The following is a 17,341-nucleotide window of genomic DNA, read 5'->3' as shown; positions in this document are numbered from 1 at the left end:
GACGGGCTCCGCGGGGCCTCGTTCGAACGCAGGTGACCTCAGACCCGGCGGCGCTGCGCGTCCAGGCTCCACGGCCCGGGGCCGGCGGCGGCGAGGTAGAGGAAGACGAAGCAGAACAGGATCGCGAGTTCGCCGCCGTTGAGGATGGGATAGAAGCTGCGCTGCGCGTGGGCCAGGAAATAGGCCACCGCCATCTGCCCGGAGAGGATGAAGGCCACCGGGCGGGTGAAGAGGCCGAGCACGATCAGCACGCCGCCCACCAGTTCGAGGAGGCCGGCGGTGCCCGACAGCGACAACAGGGCGGGCATGCCGCGCTCGCTCGGCGGGAACCCGAGGATCTTCTGGGTGCCGTGCTGAAGGAACAGGAGCCCCGTCATGATGCGCAGGACGCTGAGCAGGCGCGGGGCCCAGGTGAGCGAGAGGGCGTCGAGGTTCATGCGGTCGTCTCCCTAAGCAGGATCCGCAAACCGGCCCTGCGGCCTTGCGATCGGACCCGGCGACACACCAAGGACCCGGGCGGATTCAACGGCGTCCCGGCCCAGGCGCGCATCGAGCATGAAACGGGCGCGGCCGTCGACCCTCGGTGGCGCTGGCGCACCGCACCATCCACCGCCGCGTGGTCCTCCCGGACCTACCGGAACAGCGCCAGCAGGGCGTGGGCCATGGTCGCCCCGCCGATCGGCGCGACGAGCAGGAGCAGGGCGTTCAAGGCCAGCACCCATACCAGCACCCGCTCCTGCCGCTTCGTGATGCGGGGCTTGCGGGACGGCGGTTCGAGCGGCGGCCGCCAGCCATCGTCGACATACATCGGCCCCTCCACTCCCGGCGGCGTCCACGACCGTATCCTCCGGCGCGCGATGGTAGTGCGCGCCGATCATCGTGCCAACGCCGCGGCTTGCGTGCGGCCGGACGCTACGGCTCCTTGAAGCCGTAGTCGGGCACACCGTCCTCGTTGTCGTAGTACTTGTAGGGCAGGAACTTGCCCGAGAGGTTCATCTTGACCCGGTCGCCCTTGTTGTTGGGTTCGCGCTCCATGGTCATGTTGAAGTCGATCGCCGACATGATGCCGTCACCGAAATCCTCCTGGATCAGCTCCTTCCAGGTGGTGCCGTAGACCATCACCAGCTCGTAGAAGCGGTAGATCAGCGGGTCGGTGGGCGGCATCTGCGGGATCGAGCCGCGATAGGGCGCCTCGTTGAGCATCCGCTCCTCGGCCTGGCTGAGGCCGAACAGTTCGGCCGCCTTCTTCGCCTGGGCCTTGGGCAGCTTCATCTGGCCCATGCAGGCGGCGGTGATGAGGATCGGCGAGATCCCGCCGATCTCGGCCTGGATGTGCTTCCAGGTCCAGCCCTTCTCGCGCTTGATGTCGAGCAGCTTCTCGGTGAGGTCTTCGCGCTTCATGATGGGTCTCCCGGTTGCATGATGGTGGAGCAGGGTCGCGCGGGTCTCCCTCTCCCAGGGGGAGAGGGCAGGGGTGAGGGGAGTGCGTTCTCCGACGAGGTCGCACACCTCACCCTCACCCTCTCCCTCTCCCTCTCCTTCCAGGAGAGGGGACCCGCGCTTGGTTCGGCGTGCTCAGCCGAGCGCCGCCGCGGCCTCGTCGGCCTCGGTCAGGGTCAGCCGGACGACGGGCGGGTGGCGCTGGTCGTAGCCGGGCGGGCTCTCGTCGCGCAGGGTCTTCGAGCGGCTGACCAAGAAATCGATGAGGTGGTTGCGCAGGGCGTAGTAGCCGGGCTGGCGGTGCAGCCCGGTCCGCGAGCGGACCTTGGGCAGCGGGTTCTCGACGATCTCGGCGACCTTGGCCTGCGGACCGTTGGTCATCAGCACGATGCGGTCGGCGAGATAGATCGACTCGTCGACGTCGTGGGTGATCATGAACACGGTCTGGCCGGTCTCGAGGCAGATGCGCCGGACCTCGTCCTGCAGGGTGCCGCGGGTGAGGGCGTCGAGCGCCGAGAACGGCTCGTCCATGAGCAGCATCTTGGGCGCGATCGAGAGCGCCCGGGCGATGCCGACCCGCTGCTTCATGCCCCCCGAGAGCTCGGCCGGGCGCTTGTGCTCGGAGCCCGCCAGACCCACCGTGGCGATGGCCTCGGCGGCCCGGGCCTCGACCTCGGCGCGACCGGCCTTGGGCCAGCGCGACGACACCGCGTAGGCGACGTTGCCGAGCACGCTGCGCCAGGGCAGCAGGGCATGGCCCTGGAAGATCACCGCCCGGTCGAGGCTCGGCCCCTCGATCGCCTTGCCGTCGGCGATGACGACGCCCTCGCTCGGGGCCTCGAGACCGGCCAGGATGTTGAGCACCGTGGTCTTGCCGCAGCCCGAATGCCCGATCATGCAGACGAACTCGCCCCGGCGCATGGGCAGCCACAGGTTCTCGAACACGGTGGTCGCCTTGCCGCCGGGGGCCGGGTAGCGCCGGGCGATGCCCTCGATGGAGAGGAAGCGTTCGGAGGGGGACATGCGGCCGGGTTCCGGGCTGTCGGAGGCGGCGGGAGTGAAGGGTGTGAGCGCGTTCATCGCCGCCTCATTCCGGGAAGGTGACGAGGCGCTGGGCCCTCGCAAGGAGCTGGTCGAGGACCATGCCGACGACGCCGATGAGCAGGATCGAGGTGATCACATTGGTGATCGAGAGGTTGTTCCACTCGTTCCAGACGAAGTAGCCGATGCCGGTGCCGCCCACGAGCATCTCGGCCGCCACGATGACGAGCCAGGCGATGCCGATGGAGATGCGCATGCCGGTGAGGATGGTGGGGGCGGCCGCCGGCAGGATCACCGTGAAGGCCCGCCGCAGCGGCCCGACCTCCAGGGTGCGGGCGACGTTGAGCCATTCCTTGCGGGTGCCCGAGACCCCGAAGGCGGTGTTGATCAGCATCGGCCAGAGCGAGCAGATGAAGATCACGAAGATCGCCGACAGGCCCGAATCCTTGATCGTGAACAGCGCCAGCGGCATCCAGGCCAGGGGCGAGACCGGCTTGAGGAGCTGGATGTAGGGGTCGAGCGCCTTGCTCATCAGCGGCGACATCCCGATCACGAACCCGATCGGGATCGCCACCAGCACCGCCAGCCCGTAGCCGAGCGCCACCCGCCCGATCGAATAGGCGATCTGGATGCCGAGCCCCTTGTCGTTGGGCCCGCGGTCGTAGAACGGGTCCTTGAGGTGGCCCCAGATCGTGGCGGCGACGTCGAGCGGGCCGGGCATCGCCGACTTGCCGGTGGTGGCCGAGGCCCCCATCAGCGCGGCGTATTCCGGGTCCATCGCCTCGGTCTTGGTCAGGCCGCTCACCGCGATGTGCCAGGCGAGCAGGAACAGCGCGAGGAGGCCGAGCGACACGATCGCGGCGCGCAGGTTGAGGGAGGGGCTGGGCATGGGGATGTCGGCTCCGCATGGAACGCCGTCGCCGGCCGGTTGACGAAGATCGGGTGTTCGAGCGCGGGTCCCCTCTCCTGGAAGGAGAGGGACAGGGTGAGGTGTGCGACACCTCCGGAGGGTCCGCTCCCCTCACCCCCGCCCTCTCCCCATGGAAGAGGGAGCGCGCGTGCCTCAGAGCGCCCGCTTGATCGCGAAGGACTCCAGGTATTCCTTCGGCTTGGCCGGATCGAAGGGCTTGCCCATCACCGAGAAGGTCTTGGTGGTGGAGGCCGGCGGGGTGACGCCGTCCTGCTCCATGCGCTTGATCGCGTCGGTAGCCAGGAACACCCGCTTGGCGACGCCGTCGTAGTCGACGTCGCCCTTGATCTGACCCCAGCGCTTCATCTGGGTCATGATCCACACGGCGAAGGACTGCCACGGGAAGGGGTCGAAATCGACGCGGTCGGCCACCTTCTTCACGCCGCCCAGGCCGTCGGCGTAGGTGCCGGTGAGGACCTGCTCCACCACCGTGAGCGGCTGGTTGAGGTAGTTGGCCGGGGCGATCGCCGCGGCGATCTCCTTGCGGTTCTCGGCCTTCGACGCGTAGCTCGTCGCCTCGATGATCGCCCGCAGGAGCGCGGCGTAGGTGTTGGGCGTCTGGGTCACGAAGTCCTGCGAGGCGGCGAAGGCGCAGCAGGGGTGGCGGTCCCAGATCTCCTTGGAGAGGAGGTGGATGAAGCCGACGCCGTCGTAGACCGCCCGCTGGTTGACCGGATCGGGCGCCAGGAAGCCGTCGATGTTGTCGGCGCGCAGGTTGGCGACCATGTCCGGCGGCGGCACGCTGCGGATCTGCACGTCGGCGTCGGGGTCGATGCCGGCCTCCGCCAGGTAATAGCGCAGCAGGTAGTTGTGCATCGAGTAGTCGAACGGCACCGCGAGCTTGAAGCCCTTCCAGTCCTTGGGGTCGCGCCGGTCCTTGTGCTTCATGGCGAGCGTGATCGCCTGGCCGTTGACGTTCTCCACCGCCGGCATCGTGTAGGGGGTGGGGGTCGAGCCGAGGCCCAGGGAGATGGCGATGGGCATCGGCGCCAGCATGTGGGCGGCGTCGTATTCCTTGTTCAGGGTCTTGTCGCGGATGACCGCCCAGCCCGCCGTCTTGACGACCTCCACCTCGAGGCCCTGCTTGGCGTAGAACCCCATCGGCGAGGCCATGATGATCGGCGTGGCGCAGGTGATCGGGATGAACCCGATCTTGAGCGCCTTCTTCTCCGGGGTGCCGGCCTGGGCCAGGGCCTCGGCGGCGAACTTCACGGGGAAGAACTGGCTGACGGCGGCCAGCGCGGTGGCCGCGCCGACGCTCCTGAGGAAAGCCCGGCGCTGGGCGTCGTGGGGGAACAGCGCGCGCATCACCGCGCCCTCCACCACCCGCTCGATCTGCGCGTCGCCCGTCGGCGTCGCATCGTGCTCGGCCTGGCTGGCATGGGCGCCGCAGGAGCAGCCGCGCTGCCTGAGCGTGAGCCTCGCATTGAACGGATCGTCGAACAGCGCCATCGCGTTTGCCTCGCCCGGGGTGATGGAGAGGGATCAGCAAGGGGTGTGCCAGCGGCGATCCGGTAAGGTTCGTCAACCCTTCGAGGGGTTTAGCGGCTATTTCGTGAATGCGAAGTTTCGTAGTCTACGAATGTTCGTCGTCCGTGCTACGAAGTCTCGTCGCTCGGGTGAGGCGGCTCCGGCTCGACGGCGAGGTTTCGCATGGCCACCTCCGATCCATCGTCGGTCGCGGGACTCCCCTCCCCGCAAGGGGGAGGGGACGCGTTCGGCCCCACCTTCGAGGGCGCGCCCGAGGCGATGCTGGTGTTCGACCCCGTGGCCGACGCCATCCGCGATGCCAACCCGGCGGCGGCCCGGCTCCTGGGCTACGACCGCGCGACACTCCGCGCCATGCGCGTCACCGCCCTCCACCCCGAGCAGGTTCCGACGCTGATCGTGTTCACCCAGGCCGTCCAGGCGCGGGGGCGCGACTGGACCCATGCGCTCTCGCCCCGGCACGCCGAGGGCCACGGGCTCCATGTGGAGTACAGTGGCGCATTGCTGCCGGGAGACCCCCAGACCGTCCTCGTGAGCCTGTTCGACCTCGACGAGCGCCGCCGCCGCCTCGTCGATACGCAGGCCGATGCGCACATGCGCGCGGGCCTCACCGAGTGGCAGCGCATGGAGCGCATCTTCGCGGACATCGAGCGCGAGAACCAGTTGATCCTGCGGGCGGCGGGCGAGGGCATCTACGGCGTCAACGCCGACGGGATCACCACCTTCATCAACCCGGCCGCCGAGCGGATGCTGGGCTGGCAGGCCAGCGACCTCGTCGGGCGCGACATGCATGCCACCGTCCACCACAGCCACGCCGACGGCTGCCACTACCCCCACCACGACTGCCCGATCTACGCGGCCTTCCGCGACGGCGCCGTGCATCAGGTCGACACCGAGGTGTTCTGGCGCCGGGACGGGTCGGCGTTCCACGTGGAATACACCTCGACGCCGATCCGCGACCGCGGCCGCCTGCTCGGCGCCGTCATCGTGTTCCGCGACATCAGCCAGCGCCGCGAGGCCGACGAGCGCCTGCGCAGGGCCCTGGCGGAGGTCGATTCCCTGCGCGAGCGCCTGGAGCTCGAGAACGCCTACCTGCGCGAGGAGATCCGCGAGGGTGGCCACCACCAGGGCATCATCGGCCGCTCGCCGGCCATCGAGGCGACCCTGCGCCAGATCGACCTCGTGGCCGGCACCGACGCCACCGTTCTGGTGACCGGCGAATCCGGCACCGGCAAGGAGCTGATCGCCCGCGCCATCCACGAGGCGAGCCGCCGCCGCGACCGGCCGCTGATCCGCGTGAACTGTGCCGCGATCCCGCGCGAACTGTTCGAGAGCGAGTTCTTCGGGCACGCCAGGGGCGCCTTCACCGGGGCGCTGCGCGACCGGGTCGGGCGGTTCGATCTGGCCGACGGCGGCACCCTGTTCCTCGACGAGGTCGGCGAGATTCCCCTCGATCTCCAGGGCAAGCTGCTGCGGGTGCTGCAGGAGCGCCAGTTCGAGCGCGTCGGCGAGGAACGCACGCGGGCGGTCGACGTGCGCCTGGTGGCGGCCACCAACCGCGACCTCAAGGCCGAGGTGAAGCGCGGCCGCTTTCGCGAGGACCTCTATTTCCGGCTCAACGTCTTTCCCATCGCCGCCGTCCCCTTGCGCGAGCGCCCGGAGGACATCCCCCTCATCGCCCAGCACTTCCTGCGCGGCGTGGTCAAGCGGCTCAACATCCCCGAGCTGCGCCTGACCGAGGGGGACGTCCGCCGGCTGACGCGCTACGACTGGCCGGGCAACGTGCGCGAACTCGAGAACATCATCGAGCGCGCCGCGATCCTGGCGGTGCGCGGCCGCCTGCGCTTCGACCTGCCCGAACCGGAGGCGACCGCCGCCGTCCACCCCGTCGCCTTCGATCCGCAGCCCACCGCCCCCGCCACCGAGGCCGACCGCCGCGCCAAGGTCCGCGCCGACATCGTGGCCGCCCTCGCGCTGGCCCAGGGCCGCATCTTCGGCACCGGCGGCGCCGCCGAGATCCTGGGGCTCAAGCCGACGACCCTGGCCTCGCGGATCAAGGTCCTGGGCATCCGCCGCCGGTGACGATCCAGGACCCGCGACACCGGCACCATCGAGACCGTCGCCCTGGCCGGTCCCATGCGTGGGATCGAGGACACGTCCCATGTGTCCACGAGCCGAATCGCCGCCGTCCAGGCCTTGGTCATGGACGAGATCGCTCGACCGCAGCGCCCAACCGTGAGGTGCAGACAAATGTCGCGATCGGCGAAGGCCGGTGCGAACGTCTCGCGCTGTAGACCGTCGTTCGTCTTCGCGGGAGCCTCGATGATCGAGCGACGTGCCATGACCCGGGTCAAGCTCGTGTTGCCGGCCCTGTGCTGGGGCAAGGCGAGGCCTGATTTCTATGCCGTCACCGACGACGTCACCGGGTTCGGGATCCGGTTCAAGTCCGCCACGGTGCCCGCGGTCGGCGAGCGCCTGACCTGCAGCATCCGGCATGCCGGCTCCATCGAGACGCGGGTGATCCGCGCGGAGAAGCACCGCTTCGCGGTGCGCGTCCTGCGCGCCGAATATCCCCTCCGGCTGGTGGCCCGGAACCTCGTTTCCCTCGCCAACGAGCAGAATGCCCGTCCGCCCGCCGAGCGCGCCGCGCCGCGGATCGTGCCGCGCGAGCAGGAGGTGGTGGTCACCACCGCGCTGGGGGCGACGATCCCGGGCCGGGTGCTCAACATCTCGGTGTCCGGGGCCGCGGTCTCCCTCGACCGGCCCCTCGCCGTCGGCACCCTGATCATGATCGGCAACACCCCGGCCAAGGTCGCCCGCGCCTTCGACAACGGCATCGGCGCCGCGTTCCTGTCCCCGCTGGCCGACGGTCGGGTCGGCCCGGAGGTGGTGCTGTAGACACGGCTGTTCCAGGCCGTGATGAAGGGCCCGCACCAAGGTCTCGGAGCGATACGATCCAGAGTTCACGGTCCGTCAACACAGCATCTCTAGCGTCCGTCGGTAACGACCCAGGATGACCGATGCAGATCGCCAGTACGCCAGGCTTTTCGGAGGACGGACCGACCCGCTGGTCGTCCCCGACCGCTTGGTCCGCGCTGACGGCGGCGCTGGCTTCTCCGGTGCTGCTGCGCCGGATCGTACGCAACATGATCGAATCCTGGCCCGCCGAGGTCTACGAGGACGGCCTCGTCGAGGTCGCCCGGTTCGGCCGCCGGACGTTCTTCGTCTGCGATCCCGCCCTGATCAGGACCCTGATGGTCGATCGGGCCGAGGCGCTGGTGCGCGAGGACTTCATGATCGCGGCCCTGTCGCCGATGCTGGGCCGCGGCATCCTGACCTCCGACGGCGCTCGCTGGCGCGACCAGCGCCGGACGGTGGCGCCGGTGTTCCGGCCCGATGCCATCGCGGCCCTGGTGCCGTCGATGCGGGAGGCCGTGGCGCGCACGGCCGAGCGGTGGGACGCGCAGGGTGCCGGCACCCGCGACGTCCTCGACGAGATGATGCGTACCACCTTCGACATCATCGGCAGCACCATGCTGCCCAAGGAGCCGAGTCTCGACGTGGCGGCCTTCGGGACGTCGCTGACCACCTACCTCGACAGCGTCGGCTGGCGCATCGGCCTGTCGATGCTGGGCGCGCCCGCCTGGATGCCGCATCCCGGCGCGGGCAAGGCCGCCCGGGCGGCCGCGACCTTGCGCGCCGGCATCGCCGACGTCGTGGCCCGGCGCCGGGCCAGCGCCGAGCCGGGCGACGACCTCCTCGGCCTGATGATGCAGGCCCGCGACCCCGAGGCGGCGACGGGCTGCCCGCATCGCGCCGCGGGCATGGGCAAGATCGAGACGGGCGAGACCGGTCACGGCAGGACCGGTCCCGGGCACCACGGCGCCGCCGGCATGTCCGACCAGGCGCTGACCGACAACCTCCTCACCTTCATCGCCGCCGGGCACGAGACCACGGCCCTGGCGATGGCCTGGATCTTTCGCCTGCTCGCCGAACACCCGCGGATCGAGGGACGCCTGCGCGCCGAGATCGCGGCGGCCGGACCGGCGGCCTCCCCCGACGACCTCCCCTACGCCCGCCAGGTCGTCATGGAGGCGATGCGCCTCTATCCGCCCGCCCCCATGGTGGTGCGCCAGGCCGCGCAGGAGATCCGCCTCGGGGGCGCCACCATCCCGGCCGGGGCCTCGGTCCACATCCCGGTCTATGCGATCCACCGCCACCGCGCGCTCTGGGGCGACCCCGAGGCCTTCGATCCGGACCGGTTCGCGCCGGGCGTCCAGCGCGACCGCTACGGCTACCTCCCGTTCGGGGCCGGACCGCGGGTGTGCATCGGCATGGGCTTCGCGCTGGCCGAATGCAGCGTGATCCTGGCCGGCCTCCTGCCGCACTTCCGGTTCGAGGCGGCGGCCGAGCCCCGGCCGCAGGCCCGGTTCAAGGTCACCCTGCGGCCCCACGGCGGGATGCCGCTGCGGGTGGTCCCACGGCGGCTCGCCCCATGACCGGCACGCTCCTTCCGATCCCGCTGCCGCGCCTGCCCGACGCGGCGGAGGCGGTTCCGGCGCGCTACCGCGAGGAGACGATGGCCGGGCAGTTGGCCGAGACCATCGATCTCGCCTCGCACCTTGCCATCACCCACGTCGTCGTCGCCGTGGCGGTGATGACCTTCTTCTGGGACGTGGCCTCGCACCGCTACCTCGTCAGCCTGGTCGCGGCGGTGACGATCTTCTCCGGGCTGCTGCCGGCGATCGGCTGGGTCGGCCGCCACAGGCAGGCCTGGCTGCCCGGCCTCGGCGTGCGGACGAAGGCGGTGCGCATCCTCATCCTGGGCCTCGGCCTCGCCTGGAGCACGATGCCGTTCGTGCTGTTCGGCCCCTCGGGGGTCGACCACCGCATGCTCGTGGTGGCGATCACCGCCGGGCTCATCGCCACCGCCTTCGTGCTCAACGGCATTCCCCACCTGGCGATCTGCTTCTGCGTGCCCCTGGTGGTCGGGAGCTTCCTGGCCCTGGTCCTGACCGGCGAGCAGGCCTCGTTCCTCCTGGCGGTACTCCTGGCGATCTACGCCGCCTTCGTCCTCGCCAGCGTGCGGCGCATGACCCGGCTCTCCACCGAGCGCATCCTCGACCGGGTGCGCGTCTTCCACCAGAACGAGACGATCGGGCTGCTGCTCCACGAGTTCGAGGCCAACACCAGCGACTGGCTGTGGGAGACGGACGCGGCCGGGACCCTGCAGCACGTCTCCGAGCGCATGGCCGAGGTCTCGGGCATCGCCATGGCCGACCTCCTGCACGCGCCGTTCGACCGGCTGCTGCGCTCGGGCCGGCCGGACGCGCCCCTGGGCGACGGCGGCCGCGAACTGATCGCGCTGACCCGCAGCGCCACCGCCTTCCGCGACCATGTCGTCGAGATCCCCGGGCCCGACGGGCCGCGCTGGTGGCGCCTGAGCGGAAAACCCACCTACGACCGCGACGGCAGCTTCGTGGGGGTCCGCGGGGTCGGCTCCGACATCACGGCGACCCGGCGTTCGGAGGACCGGATCGCCTATCTCGCCAGCTACGATTCCCTCACCTGCCTCGCCAACCGCGCCCTGTTCGGGCTGCAGGCGGGGGCCGAATGCGAGCGGGCCGGGCGGGTGAACGAGCCCTGCGCCCTGCTGTACATGGACCTCGACGGCTTCAAGATCGTCAACGACACCTTCGGCCACAACATCGGAGACCGCCTGCTGCAGCAGGTGGCGCGCCGCCTGCGCACCGCCGTGGACACCGGCGAGCTCGTGGCGCGCCTGGGCGGCGACGAGTTCGCCATCCTCCACCGGCGGATCACCGACGACGCGGCCGTGGGCCTGGCCGAACGGCTGATCGCCATCGTCAGCGCGCCCTATGTCATCGACGGGATCCAGGTCGAGATCGGCGCCAGCGTCGGCATCGGCATGACCCCGCGCGATGCGGTGGAGCCCGAGAGCCTGATGGGCAAGGCCGACCTCGCCCTCTACCACGCCAAGTCGAGCGGAAAGGGCCGGGTCTCGATGTTCGAGCCGACCCTGGAGCGGGCGATGCGCACCCGCCGGGACCTCGAGACCGACCTCAAGGCCGCCATCGCCCAGGGCGAACTCGACCTCCACTACCAGCCCCTGGTGAACCTGCGCACCGGCCGCGTCGATTCCTTCGAGGCGCTCCTGCGCTGGAGCACGCCGGCCCGCGGCGTCATCTCCCCGGCCGACTTCGTGCCGGTGGCCGAGGCCTGCGGCCTGATCTCGGCCATCGGGCGCTGGGTGCTGGGCCGGGCCTGCGCCGAGGCCGTCCGCTGGCCGGCGGCCACCCGGATCGCGGTGAACATCTCACCGTCCCACTTCCGCCATTCGGACCTTCTGCAGGACGTGGTCGACGCCCTCTCGGCCAGCGGCCTCGACCCGCGCCGGCTCGAACTGGAGATCACCGAATCGATCTTCTTCGAGATGAACGCGGCGATCGCCTCGAACCTGCGCGAACTGCGGGCGCTGGGAGTCCGCATCGCCCTCGACGACTTCGGCACCGGCTATTCGAGCCTGAGCTACCTGATCCGGTTCCCCGTCGACAAGATCAAGATCGACCGCTCGTTCATCAAGGACATGAACACCCGCCACGAGTGCCTGGCGATCATCGAGGCGATCCTGACGCTGGCGCGCAAGCTGTCGATCAGGGTCACGGCGGAGGGCGTCGAGAGCGTCGAGCAGGCGATCATGCTGCAGGCCCGCCGGTGCGACGACATCCAGGGGTTCCTGTTCAGCCCGGCGCGACCGGCCGGCGAGGTGCCCCTGCTCCTCGAGATGCTACCGATGCGGTTCCACGCGATCTTCCCCGTCCAGGCACGCGAGATTGGGCGGGAGATCGAGGACGCCCACGCCCGGCTCTCGGCCTGACCGGGCCTTTCGCGGGCGGTTCGACCGCAAGGATCGGGATGCGCCCGCCCGCGGCCTGCCCCATAGGATCGTCGCGGGGTGCCCGACCGGCACGCCGGGAGGGCGGGCGATGACGGGGGCGCAGGATACGATAGGACAGGATACGGCACGCTGGCAGGCGCTCCTGGCGCGCGACGCCGCCGCCGACGGGACGTTCGTCTACGGGGTTCGCAGCACCGGCGTCTTCTGCCGCCCGAGCTGTCCCGCCCGGCGGCCGCGCCGCGACCGCGTCAGCTTCCATGCGGATGCGGCCGAGGCGCGTGCGGCGGGGTTTCGCCCCTGCCTGCGCTGCCGGCCGGACGGCGAGAGCCTCACCGAGCGCCATGCCGTCGCGGTGACGCGGGCCTGCCGGCGGATCGAGGCCGCCGAGGAACCGCCCGACCTCGACGCCCTGGCGCGGGACGCCGGCATGAGCCGCTTCCACTTCCACCGGGTGTTCAAGGCCGCGACCGGCGTGACGCCGCGCGCCTACGGCGCCGCGGTGCGGGCCCGGCGGGTCGCGGGGGCGTTGCCAGATGCCGGCACGATCACGCAGGCGGTCCATGCCGCCGGCTACGGCGCGGCCAGTGCCTTCTATGCCGAGGCGAAGGGGCGGCTGGGCATGGCGCCCTCGCGCTACCGCGGCGGCGGGGCCGGCACGCGCATCCGCTTCGCGCTCGGCGCCTGCAGTCTCGGGGCGATCCTGGTGGCGGCCACCGAGGTGGGGGTCTGCGCCGTCCTCCTCGGCGACGACCCCGACGTGCTCCTGCGCGATCTCCAGGACCGGTTCGGCCGGGCCGACCTCGTCGGGGGCGACCCGGCGTTCGAGACCCTGGTGGCGCGGGTGGTCGGCCTCGTGGAGGCCCCCGCCCTCGGGGCGGACCTGCCGCTCGACATCGGTGGCACCGCCTTCCAGCAGCGGGTATGGGCGGCCCTGCGCCGGATCCCGGCGGGCCGGACGGCCACCTATGCCGAGATCGCCGCCGCCATCGGGCAGCCGGGCGCCTCGCGGGCGGTGGGCATGGCCTGCGGCGCCAACGCCATCGCCGTGGCGATCCCCTGCCACCGGGTCGTGCGCGGCGACGGTTCCCTGTCGGGCTACCGCTGGGGCATCGACCGCAAGCGCGCGCTTCTCGCCCGCGAGGGGGCGGTCGCGGAGGGTCCTGACCCGATGCGCATCATCCCATCGCCGCGCGGGTGACGCCGTCGGCGCCGATGTCGTCGCTGCCGGCCATGCCGAGATCCTGGATCAGGCGGCCGCGGGCGCGGCTGACCCGGCTCTTGACGGTGCCCACCGCCACCCCGCAGATTGCGGCGGCCTCCTCGTAGGTGAAGCTCTGGGCGCCCACCAGCACCAGCGCCTCGCGCTGGCTCAGGGGCAGGGCGTCCAGCGCGCTGTGGAACTCGCGCAGTTCGAGGCGGACCTCCTGCTCGGGCAGGCTCGTGAGGCGCGCGGCATGGACGCCGTCGGCATCCTCGACCTCGCGCTTGCGCTTGCGCTGCTCGGAATAGAACAGGTTGCGCAGGATGGTGAACAGCCAGGCGGTGAGGTTGGTGCCGCGCTGGAAGCTGTCCGCCTTGGTCCAGGCCCGCACGAGCGTGTCCTGCACGAGGTCGTCGCTGCGGTCGAGGTCGTAGGTGAGGGTGTAGGCGAACGCCCTCAAGGCCGGGATCGAGCCGATCAGCATGTCGCGCATCTCGGCATCGGCGCCGCTCGGGGTGCCGATCGGCTGGGGTGAGGCCACCATCATGACGTCTCCCGCGGGGTTACGATGCCGCTCGAGGCGGAGAGGTCGGCGAGCAGGGTCTCGAAGCGATCCGGCAACGGCTGGGTCAGGACGTCGGCATAGAGGAGCTTGAGGTTGCGCCCGATCCGATGCCGGGCCTCGGCGTCGATCGGTCCCTGGTCCCGCGCCGGCCGTGCGCCCTTGGGCACCAACTGGATCACCGTGGCGGTAAGGGGTGCCCCGTTCGGGGCATCGGTGGCGGTAGGGGGTGCCCCGTCCGGGGCATCGGCGGCCGATGGCGCGGCCTGATCCTGTATCATGGCTCTCGGGTCCTCGACGGTCGGAGCCCCGGGCCCGCCCGAAGGCGGGCGCCAAGGCGAAAATCGGGAGCGACCGTTCTCTTGAGCCTGCGCTAGTGAGGTGGCGTTTAATGCGTTCTGAAGAATGCATTCATTCTACCTTAAGGCGGGCCTCGTCGTTCCGGCCAAGCTCAAGTCCTTGAGGAAGCTTGAGAACGAGCTTGGCAGGAGCCCCGGCGACCCCTGTCGCGACCCTTGCCACCACCCTCGCCGTGCATACACGGCACCGCGTTTGCTTTCTGCCGCGGGCACCCCAATGCGTGTCTGAGCCCGCGCGCGACTCGGCGTTCGGCGGCCTTCGACCCGGCCCATGGAGACCATGCCCGATGACGCTATCCCGGCTGCCGCGCGCGTCCCGCCGCCACGACGCCAGCCCGCGGTCCCGTCTCCCGCGCCGGCTCGCCGCGGCCTTGACGGCGGGCGCCCTGATGGCGGCCGGGCCGGCGTGGGGAGAGGGCGTCTTGCGCATCGCCATGACGGCGGCCGACATCCCCACCACCACCGGCATGCCCAACAACGGCTTCGAGGGGATGCGCTTCCTCGGCTATCCGGTGTTCGAGAGCTTGGTGCTGTGGGATCTGACCCGCACCGACGGGCCGGCCGGCCTCAGGCCGGGCCTCGCCGAACGCTGGGAGCAATCGGCCACCGACAAGAAGACCTGGATCTTCCACCTGCGCCGGGGCGTCACCTTCCACGACGGCACGCCGTTCGACGCCGATGCGGTGATCTGGAACCTCGACCGCTTCTTCAAGGCCGACAGCCCGCAGTACGAACTGCAGGGCGCCGGCATCACCCGCGCCCGCGCCTCGCTCCTGGAGAGCTACGCCCGGATCGACGACCACACCGTCTCGATCACCTCTTCGGTGGTGGCCTCCTACTTCCCGTTCATGACCGCCTACGTGCTGTTCGCCTCGCCGGCCTCCTACGAGAAAGCGGGCCGGAACTGGGCCAAGGTGGCGATGCTGCCGGCGGCCGGCACCGGGCCGTTCCGGATCACGCGGGTGGCGCCGCGCGAATCGGTCGTGCTCGCCCGCAACGACGGCTATTGGGACAGGGAGCGGGTGGCCAAGGTCGACACGATCCGGCTCTCGCCGATCCCCGAGGCCAACGCCCGCATCGCGGCCCTGCGCGCCGGCCAGGTCGATTGGATCGAGGCCCCGGCGCCCGACGGCATCGCCTCGCTCAAACAGGCCGGCTTCACCATCACCACCGGCTCCTACCCGCACGTATGGCCGTGGTTCTACAACATCGGCGCGGCCGCCAGCCCGCTGAAGGACGTGCGGGTGCGCCAGGCCCTCAACTACTGCATCGACCGCGAGGGCATGACGAACTTCCTCGGCGGCACCGCCGAGCCGGCGGTGGGCTGGCTCAAGGCGAGCGACCCGAACTTCGGCGCGCCCGCCAACCGCTACCGCTTCGACCCGGACAAGGGCAGGGCGCTGCTGGCCGCCGCCGGCTACGGCGTGGGCAAGCCTCTCGCCTTCAAGGTGATGATCTCCACCTCCGGTTCGGGGCAGATGCAGCCCCTGCCGATGAACGAGTTTTTGCAGGAGAACCTCAGCCAAGCCTGCGGCGTCGCGGTGAGCTTCATCGTCTCGGAATGGCAGGTGCTGTTCTCGTCGCTGCGGTCGAGCCCCGATGCGCCCTCGCTCCAGGGCGCCATGGCGCTCAACGTCAGCTCGCCCTCGTCGGACCCCTCGGTGATGGCGCGCTACTTCTCGTCCGCCAACATCCCGCCCAAGGGCTTCAACTTCGAGCATTGGGCCGACGCGGCGTTCGATGCCGCCCTCAAGACCCTGTCGGAATCCGCCGACCCCGCCGAGATCGCCACCGCGACGCGGGCCGCCCACGAGCGCCTCGTCGACGATCCGCCCTGGCTGTTCGTGGTCCACGACCTCAACCCGCGGGCGATGTCGCCCAAGGTGAAAGGCTTCGTCTCGCCGCAATCCTGGTTCGTGGACCTCACCCGCGTCAGCGTCCAGTAGGAACACCGCCCATGAGCGAGACCGTCACCGATCCGAGCCTGCTGCCGGCCCACGTCCTGGCCGACCGCATCGCGTCGAAAAAACTCTCCCCGGTGGAGGCGGTCGAGGCGATGCTCGGTCGCATCGCTCGGCTCGATCCGCGCCTGAGGGCCTTCGTCGAGGTCTACGGGGCCGATGCGCGGCTGGCCGCCGAAGGGGCCGATCGGGCGATCCGTTCGGGCCATGCGGTCGGGCCGCTGCACGGCGTGCCGGTGGCGCTGAAAGACCTCGTCGACGTCGAGGGGCGCATCACCACCGGCGGCTCGCTCGCCTTCCCCGACCGGCGCGCCACGTCGACGGCCACCATCGTGCGCCGGATGATCGGCCAGGGCATGATCGTGCTGGGCAAGACCCACACCGTCGAGTTCGCCTTCGGCGGCTGGGGCACCAACGCCCGCATGGGCACGCCGTGGAACCCGTGGGACCTGACGCGGGCGCGCACGCCGGGCGGGTCGAGCAGCGGCTCGGCCGTGGCGGTGGCCGCGCGCATGGCGCCCTGGGCGATCGGCACCGACACCGGCGGCTCGATCCGGATGCCGGCCTCGTTCTGCGGGCTGACCGGGCTCAAGGTCACCACCGGGCGCATCAGCGCGGCCGGGATCGTGCCGCTCAGCGCCACCCTCGACACGCCGGGGCCGATGGCCCGCAGCGTCGCCGATGTCGCCCTGCTCTACGACGTGCTGCAGGGGCCTGACCCGCGCGATCCCAACACCCGCGGCATCCTGCCGGCCGATCCGATGGCGAGCCTGCACCGGGGCGTGCGCGGCCTGCGGCTGGGCCGGATGCCGGCGTCCGAGCGCGTCGGCGTCACGGCCGAGATGCTGGCGGCCTACGACCGCTCCCTCGACACCCTCGCCGATCTCGGCGCCGAGATCGTCGAGGTCGCGCTCCCCTTCCGCCTCGCCGACCTGATGAGCGCCTCCACCATCCATCTGGCGGAGGCGCATTTCGTGAACGGGCGGCTCGCCGAGGACTCCGACAGCCCCCTCGACCCGGCGGTGCGCAAGCGCATCCTCGGCGGGGCCGGCATCTCGGCCCACGACTACCTCCTCGCCCGCCAGACCCAGGCCGCTATGAAGCGCCAGATGGCGACCGCGATGGCCGACCTCGACGCCGTGCTGACCCCGACCACGGAGGAGCCGGCGGTGCCGCTCGACGGCCTCGACCAGGACAGGATGCCCTCGCGCTTCACCCGCTTCGGCAACCTCCTCGAACTCTGCGCCCTGGCACTGCCCAACGGCGCCACCCCGGCCGGGCTGCCGCTCTCGCTCCAGATCGTGTGCAAGCCCTACGACGAGGCCATGGCCCTGCGCATCGGCCAGGCGCTGCAGGCGGCCACCGACTGGCATCTGCGGATGCCGCCGGGATTGTGAAGC

At 70.9% G+C, this 17,341-nt stretch carries 15 protein-coding genes; 7 read left to right on the top strand and 8 right to left on the bottom strand.

Annotated elements, in window-relative coordinates; genetic code table 11:
• Nucleotides 1-38: 38 nt before the first annotated feature.
• From ASG59_RS14405 to ASG59_RS14385, 6 genes are all read right to left on the bottom strand, one after another.
• Nucleotides 39-437 (bottom strand): DoxX family protein, encoded by a 399-nt coding sequence (locus ASG59_RS14405; RefSeq protein WP_055880657.1) that lies wholly within the window; start codon nt 435-437, stop codon nt 39-41.
• 194 nt (nt 438-631) lie between these two features.
• The gene (locus ASG59_RS20960; RefSeq protein ID WP_200945965.1) at nt 632-808 is read right to left on the bottom strand and encodes a hypothetical protein; all 177 of its coding nucleotides are present in this window, start codon (nt 806-808) and stop codon (nt 632-634) included.
• A gap of 104 nt (nt 809-912) precedes the next feature.
• Complete coding sequence (gene cynS, locus ASG59_RS14400) at nt 913-1,401, bottom strand: cyanase (protein ID WP_055880655.1); 489 nt, start codon at nt 1,399-1,401, stop codon at nt 913-915.
• Nucleotides 1,402-1,575: 174 nt separating this feature from the next.
• A complete protein-coding gene (locus ASG59_RS14395; RefSeq protein ID WP_244472258.1) occupies nt 1,576-2,463 on the bottom strand; it encodes an ABC transporter ATP-binding protein in 888 nt (295 codons plus the stop codon).
• A 64-nt stretch (nt 2,464-2,527) separates the two neighbouring features.
• Nucleotides 2,528-3,370 (bottom strand): nitrate ABC transporter permease, encoded by an 843-nt coding sequence (gene ntrB, locus ASG59_RS14390; RefSeq protein WP_055880648.1) that lies wholly within the window; start codon nt 3,368-3,370, stop codon nt 2,528-2,530.
• 174 nt (nt 3,371-3,544) lie between these two features.
• Nucleotides 3,545-4,903: a CmpA/NrtA family ABC transporter substrate-binding protein gene (locus ASG59_RS14385; RefSeq protein ID WP_055880646.1), complete on the bottom strand. Its 1,359-nt coding sequence runs from the start codon at nt 4,901-4,903 to the stop codon at nt 3,545-3,547.
• 201 nt (nt 4,904-5,104) lie between these two features.
• Here ASG59_RS14385 and ASG59_RS14380 point away from each other — a divergent pair, with 201 nt between their 5' ends.
• From ASG59_RS14380 to ada, 5 genes are all read left to right on the top strand, one after another.
• Nucleotides 5,105-7,021, top strand: coding sequence for a sigma 54-interacting transcriptional regulator (locus ASG59_RS14380; RefSeq protein WP_082528771.1), 1,917 nt, complete (start codon nt 5,105-5,107; stop codon nt 7,019-7,021).
• A 240-nt stretch (nt 7,022-7,261) separates the two neighbouring features.
• Entirely contained in the window at nt 7,262-7,837 is a 576-nt protein-coding gene (locus tag ASG59_RS14375) for a PilZ domain-containing protein (RefSeq protein WP_055881299.1), read from the top strand.
• Nucleotides 7,838-7,959: 122 nt separating this feature from the next.
• A complete protein-coding gene (locus tag ASG59_RS14370) occupies nt 7,960-9,438 on the top strand; it encodes a cytochrome P450 (RefSeq protein WP_082528770.1) in 1,479 nt (492 codons plus the stop codon).
• Nucleotides 9,435-11,837: an EAL domain-containing protein gene (locus tag ASG59_RS14365; protein ID WP_056409553.1), complete on the top strand. Its 2,403-nt coding sequence runs from the start codon at nt 9,435-9,437 to the stop codon at nt 11,835-11,837. The genes ASG59_RS14370 and ASG59_RS14365 overlap by 4 nt, the downstream gene beginning before the upstream one ends.
• Nucleotides 11,838-11,946: 109 nt before the next feature.
• Nucleotides 11,947-13,056, top strand: a complete 1,110-nt coding sequence (ada, locus tag ASG59_RS14360; protein ID WP_056409551.1) for a bifunctional DNA-binding transcriptional regulator/O6-methylguanine-DNA methyltransferase Ada — start codon at nt 11,947-11,949, stop codon at nt 13,054-13,056.
• Here ada and ASG59_RS14355 read toward each other — a convergent pair.
• Together ASG59_RS14355 and ASG59_RS14350 are read right to left on the bottom strand one after the other, a co-directional pair.
• Nucleotides 13,034-13,603: a sigma-70 family RNA polymerase sigma factor gene (locus tag ASG59_RS14355; RefSeq protein WP_055881292.1), complete on the bottom strand. Its 570-nt coding sequence runs from the start codon at nt 13,601-13,603 to the stop codon at nt 13,034-13,036. The genes ada and ASG59_RS14355 overlap by 23 nt on opposite strands.
• Entirely contained in the window at nt 13,603-13,902 is a 300-nt protein-coding gene (locus ASG59_RS14350) for a NepR family anti-sigma factor (RefSeq protein ID WP_156399251.1), read from the bottom strand. Before ASG59_RS14350 ends, ASG59_RS14355 begins: the two co-directional genes overlap by 1 nt.
• Before the next feature lie 365 nt (nt 13,903-14,267).
• On the opposite strand from ASG59_RS14350, the gene ASG59_RS14345 reads away from it, so the two are divergent.
• Nucleotides 14,268-15,926, top strand: a complete 1,659-nt coding sequence (locus ASG59_RS14345) for an ABC transporter substrate-binding protein (RefSeq protein ID WP_082528769.1) — start codon at nt 14,268-14,270, stop codon at nt 15,924-15,926.
• Nucleotides 15,927-15,937: 11 nt separating this feature from the next.
• Complete coding sequence (locus ASG59_RS14340) at nt 15,938-17,338, top strand: amidase (protein WP_056409547.1); 1,401 nt, start codon at nt 15,938-15,940, stop codon at nt 17,336-17,338.
• Nucleotides 17,339-17,341: the final 3 nt, after the last annotated feature.

It is taken from the genome of Methylobacterium sp. Leaf466, assembly GCF_001425565.1.
Classification (GTDB): Bacteria; Pseudomonadota; Alphaproteobacteria; order Rhizobiales; family Beijerinckiaceae; genus Methylobacterium.
The sequence above is the reverse complement of the archived record's forward strand: the minus strand, read 5'-3'. Positions and strand labels throughout refer to the sequence as shown.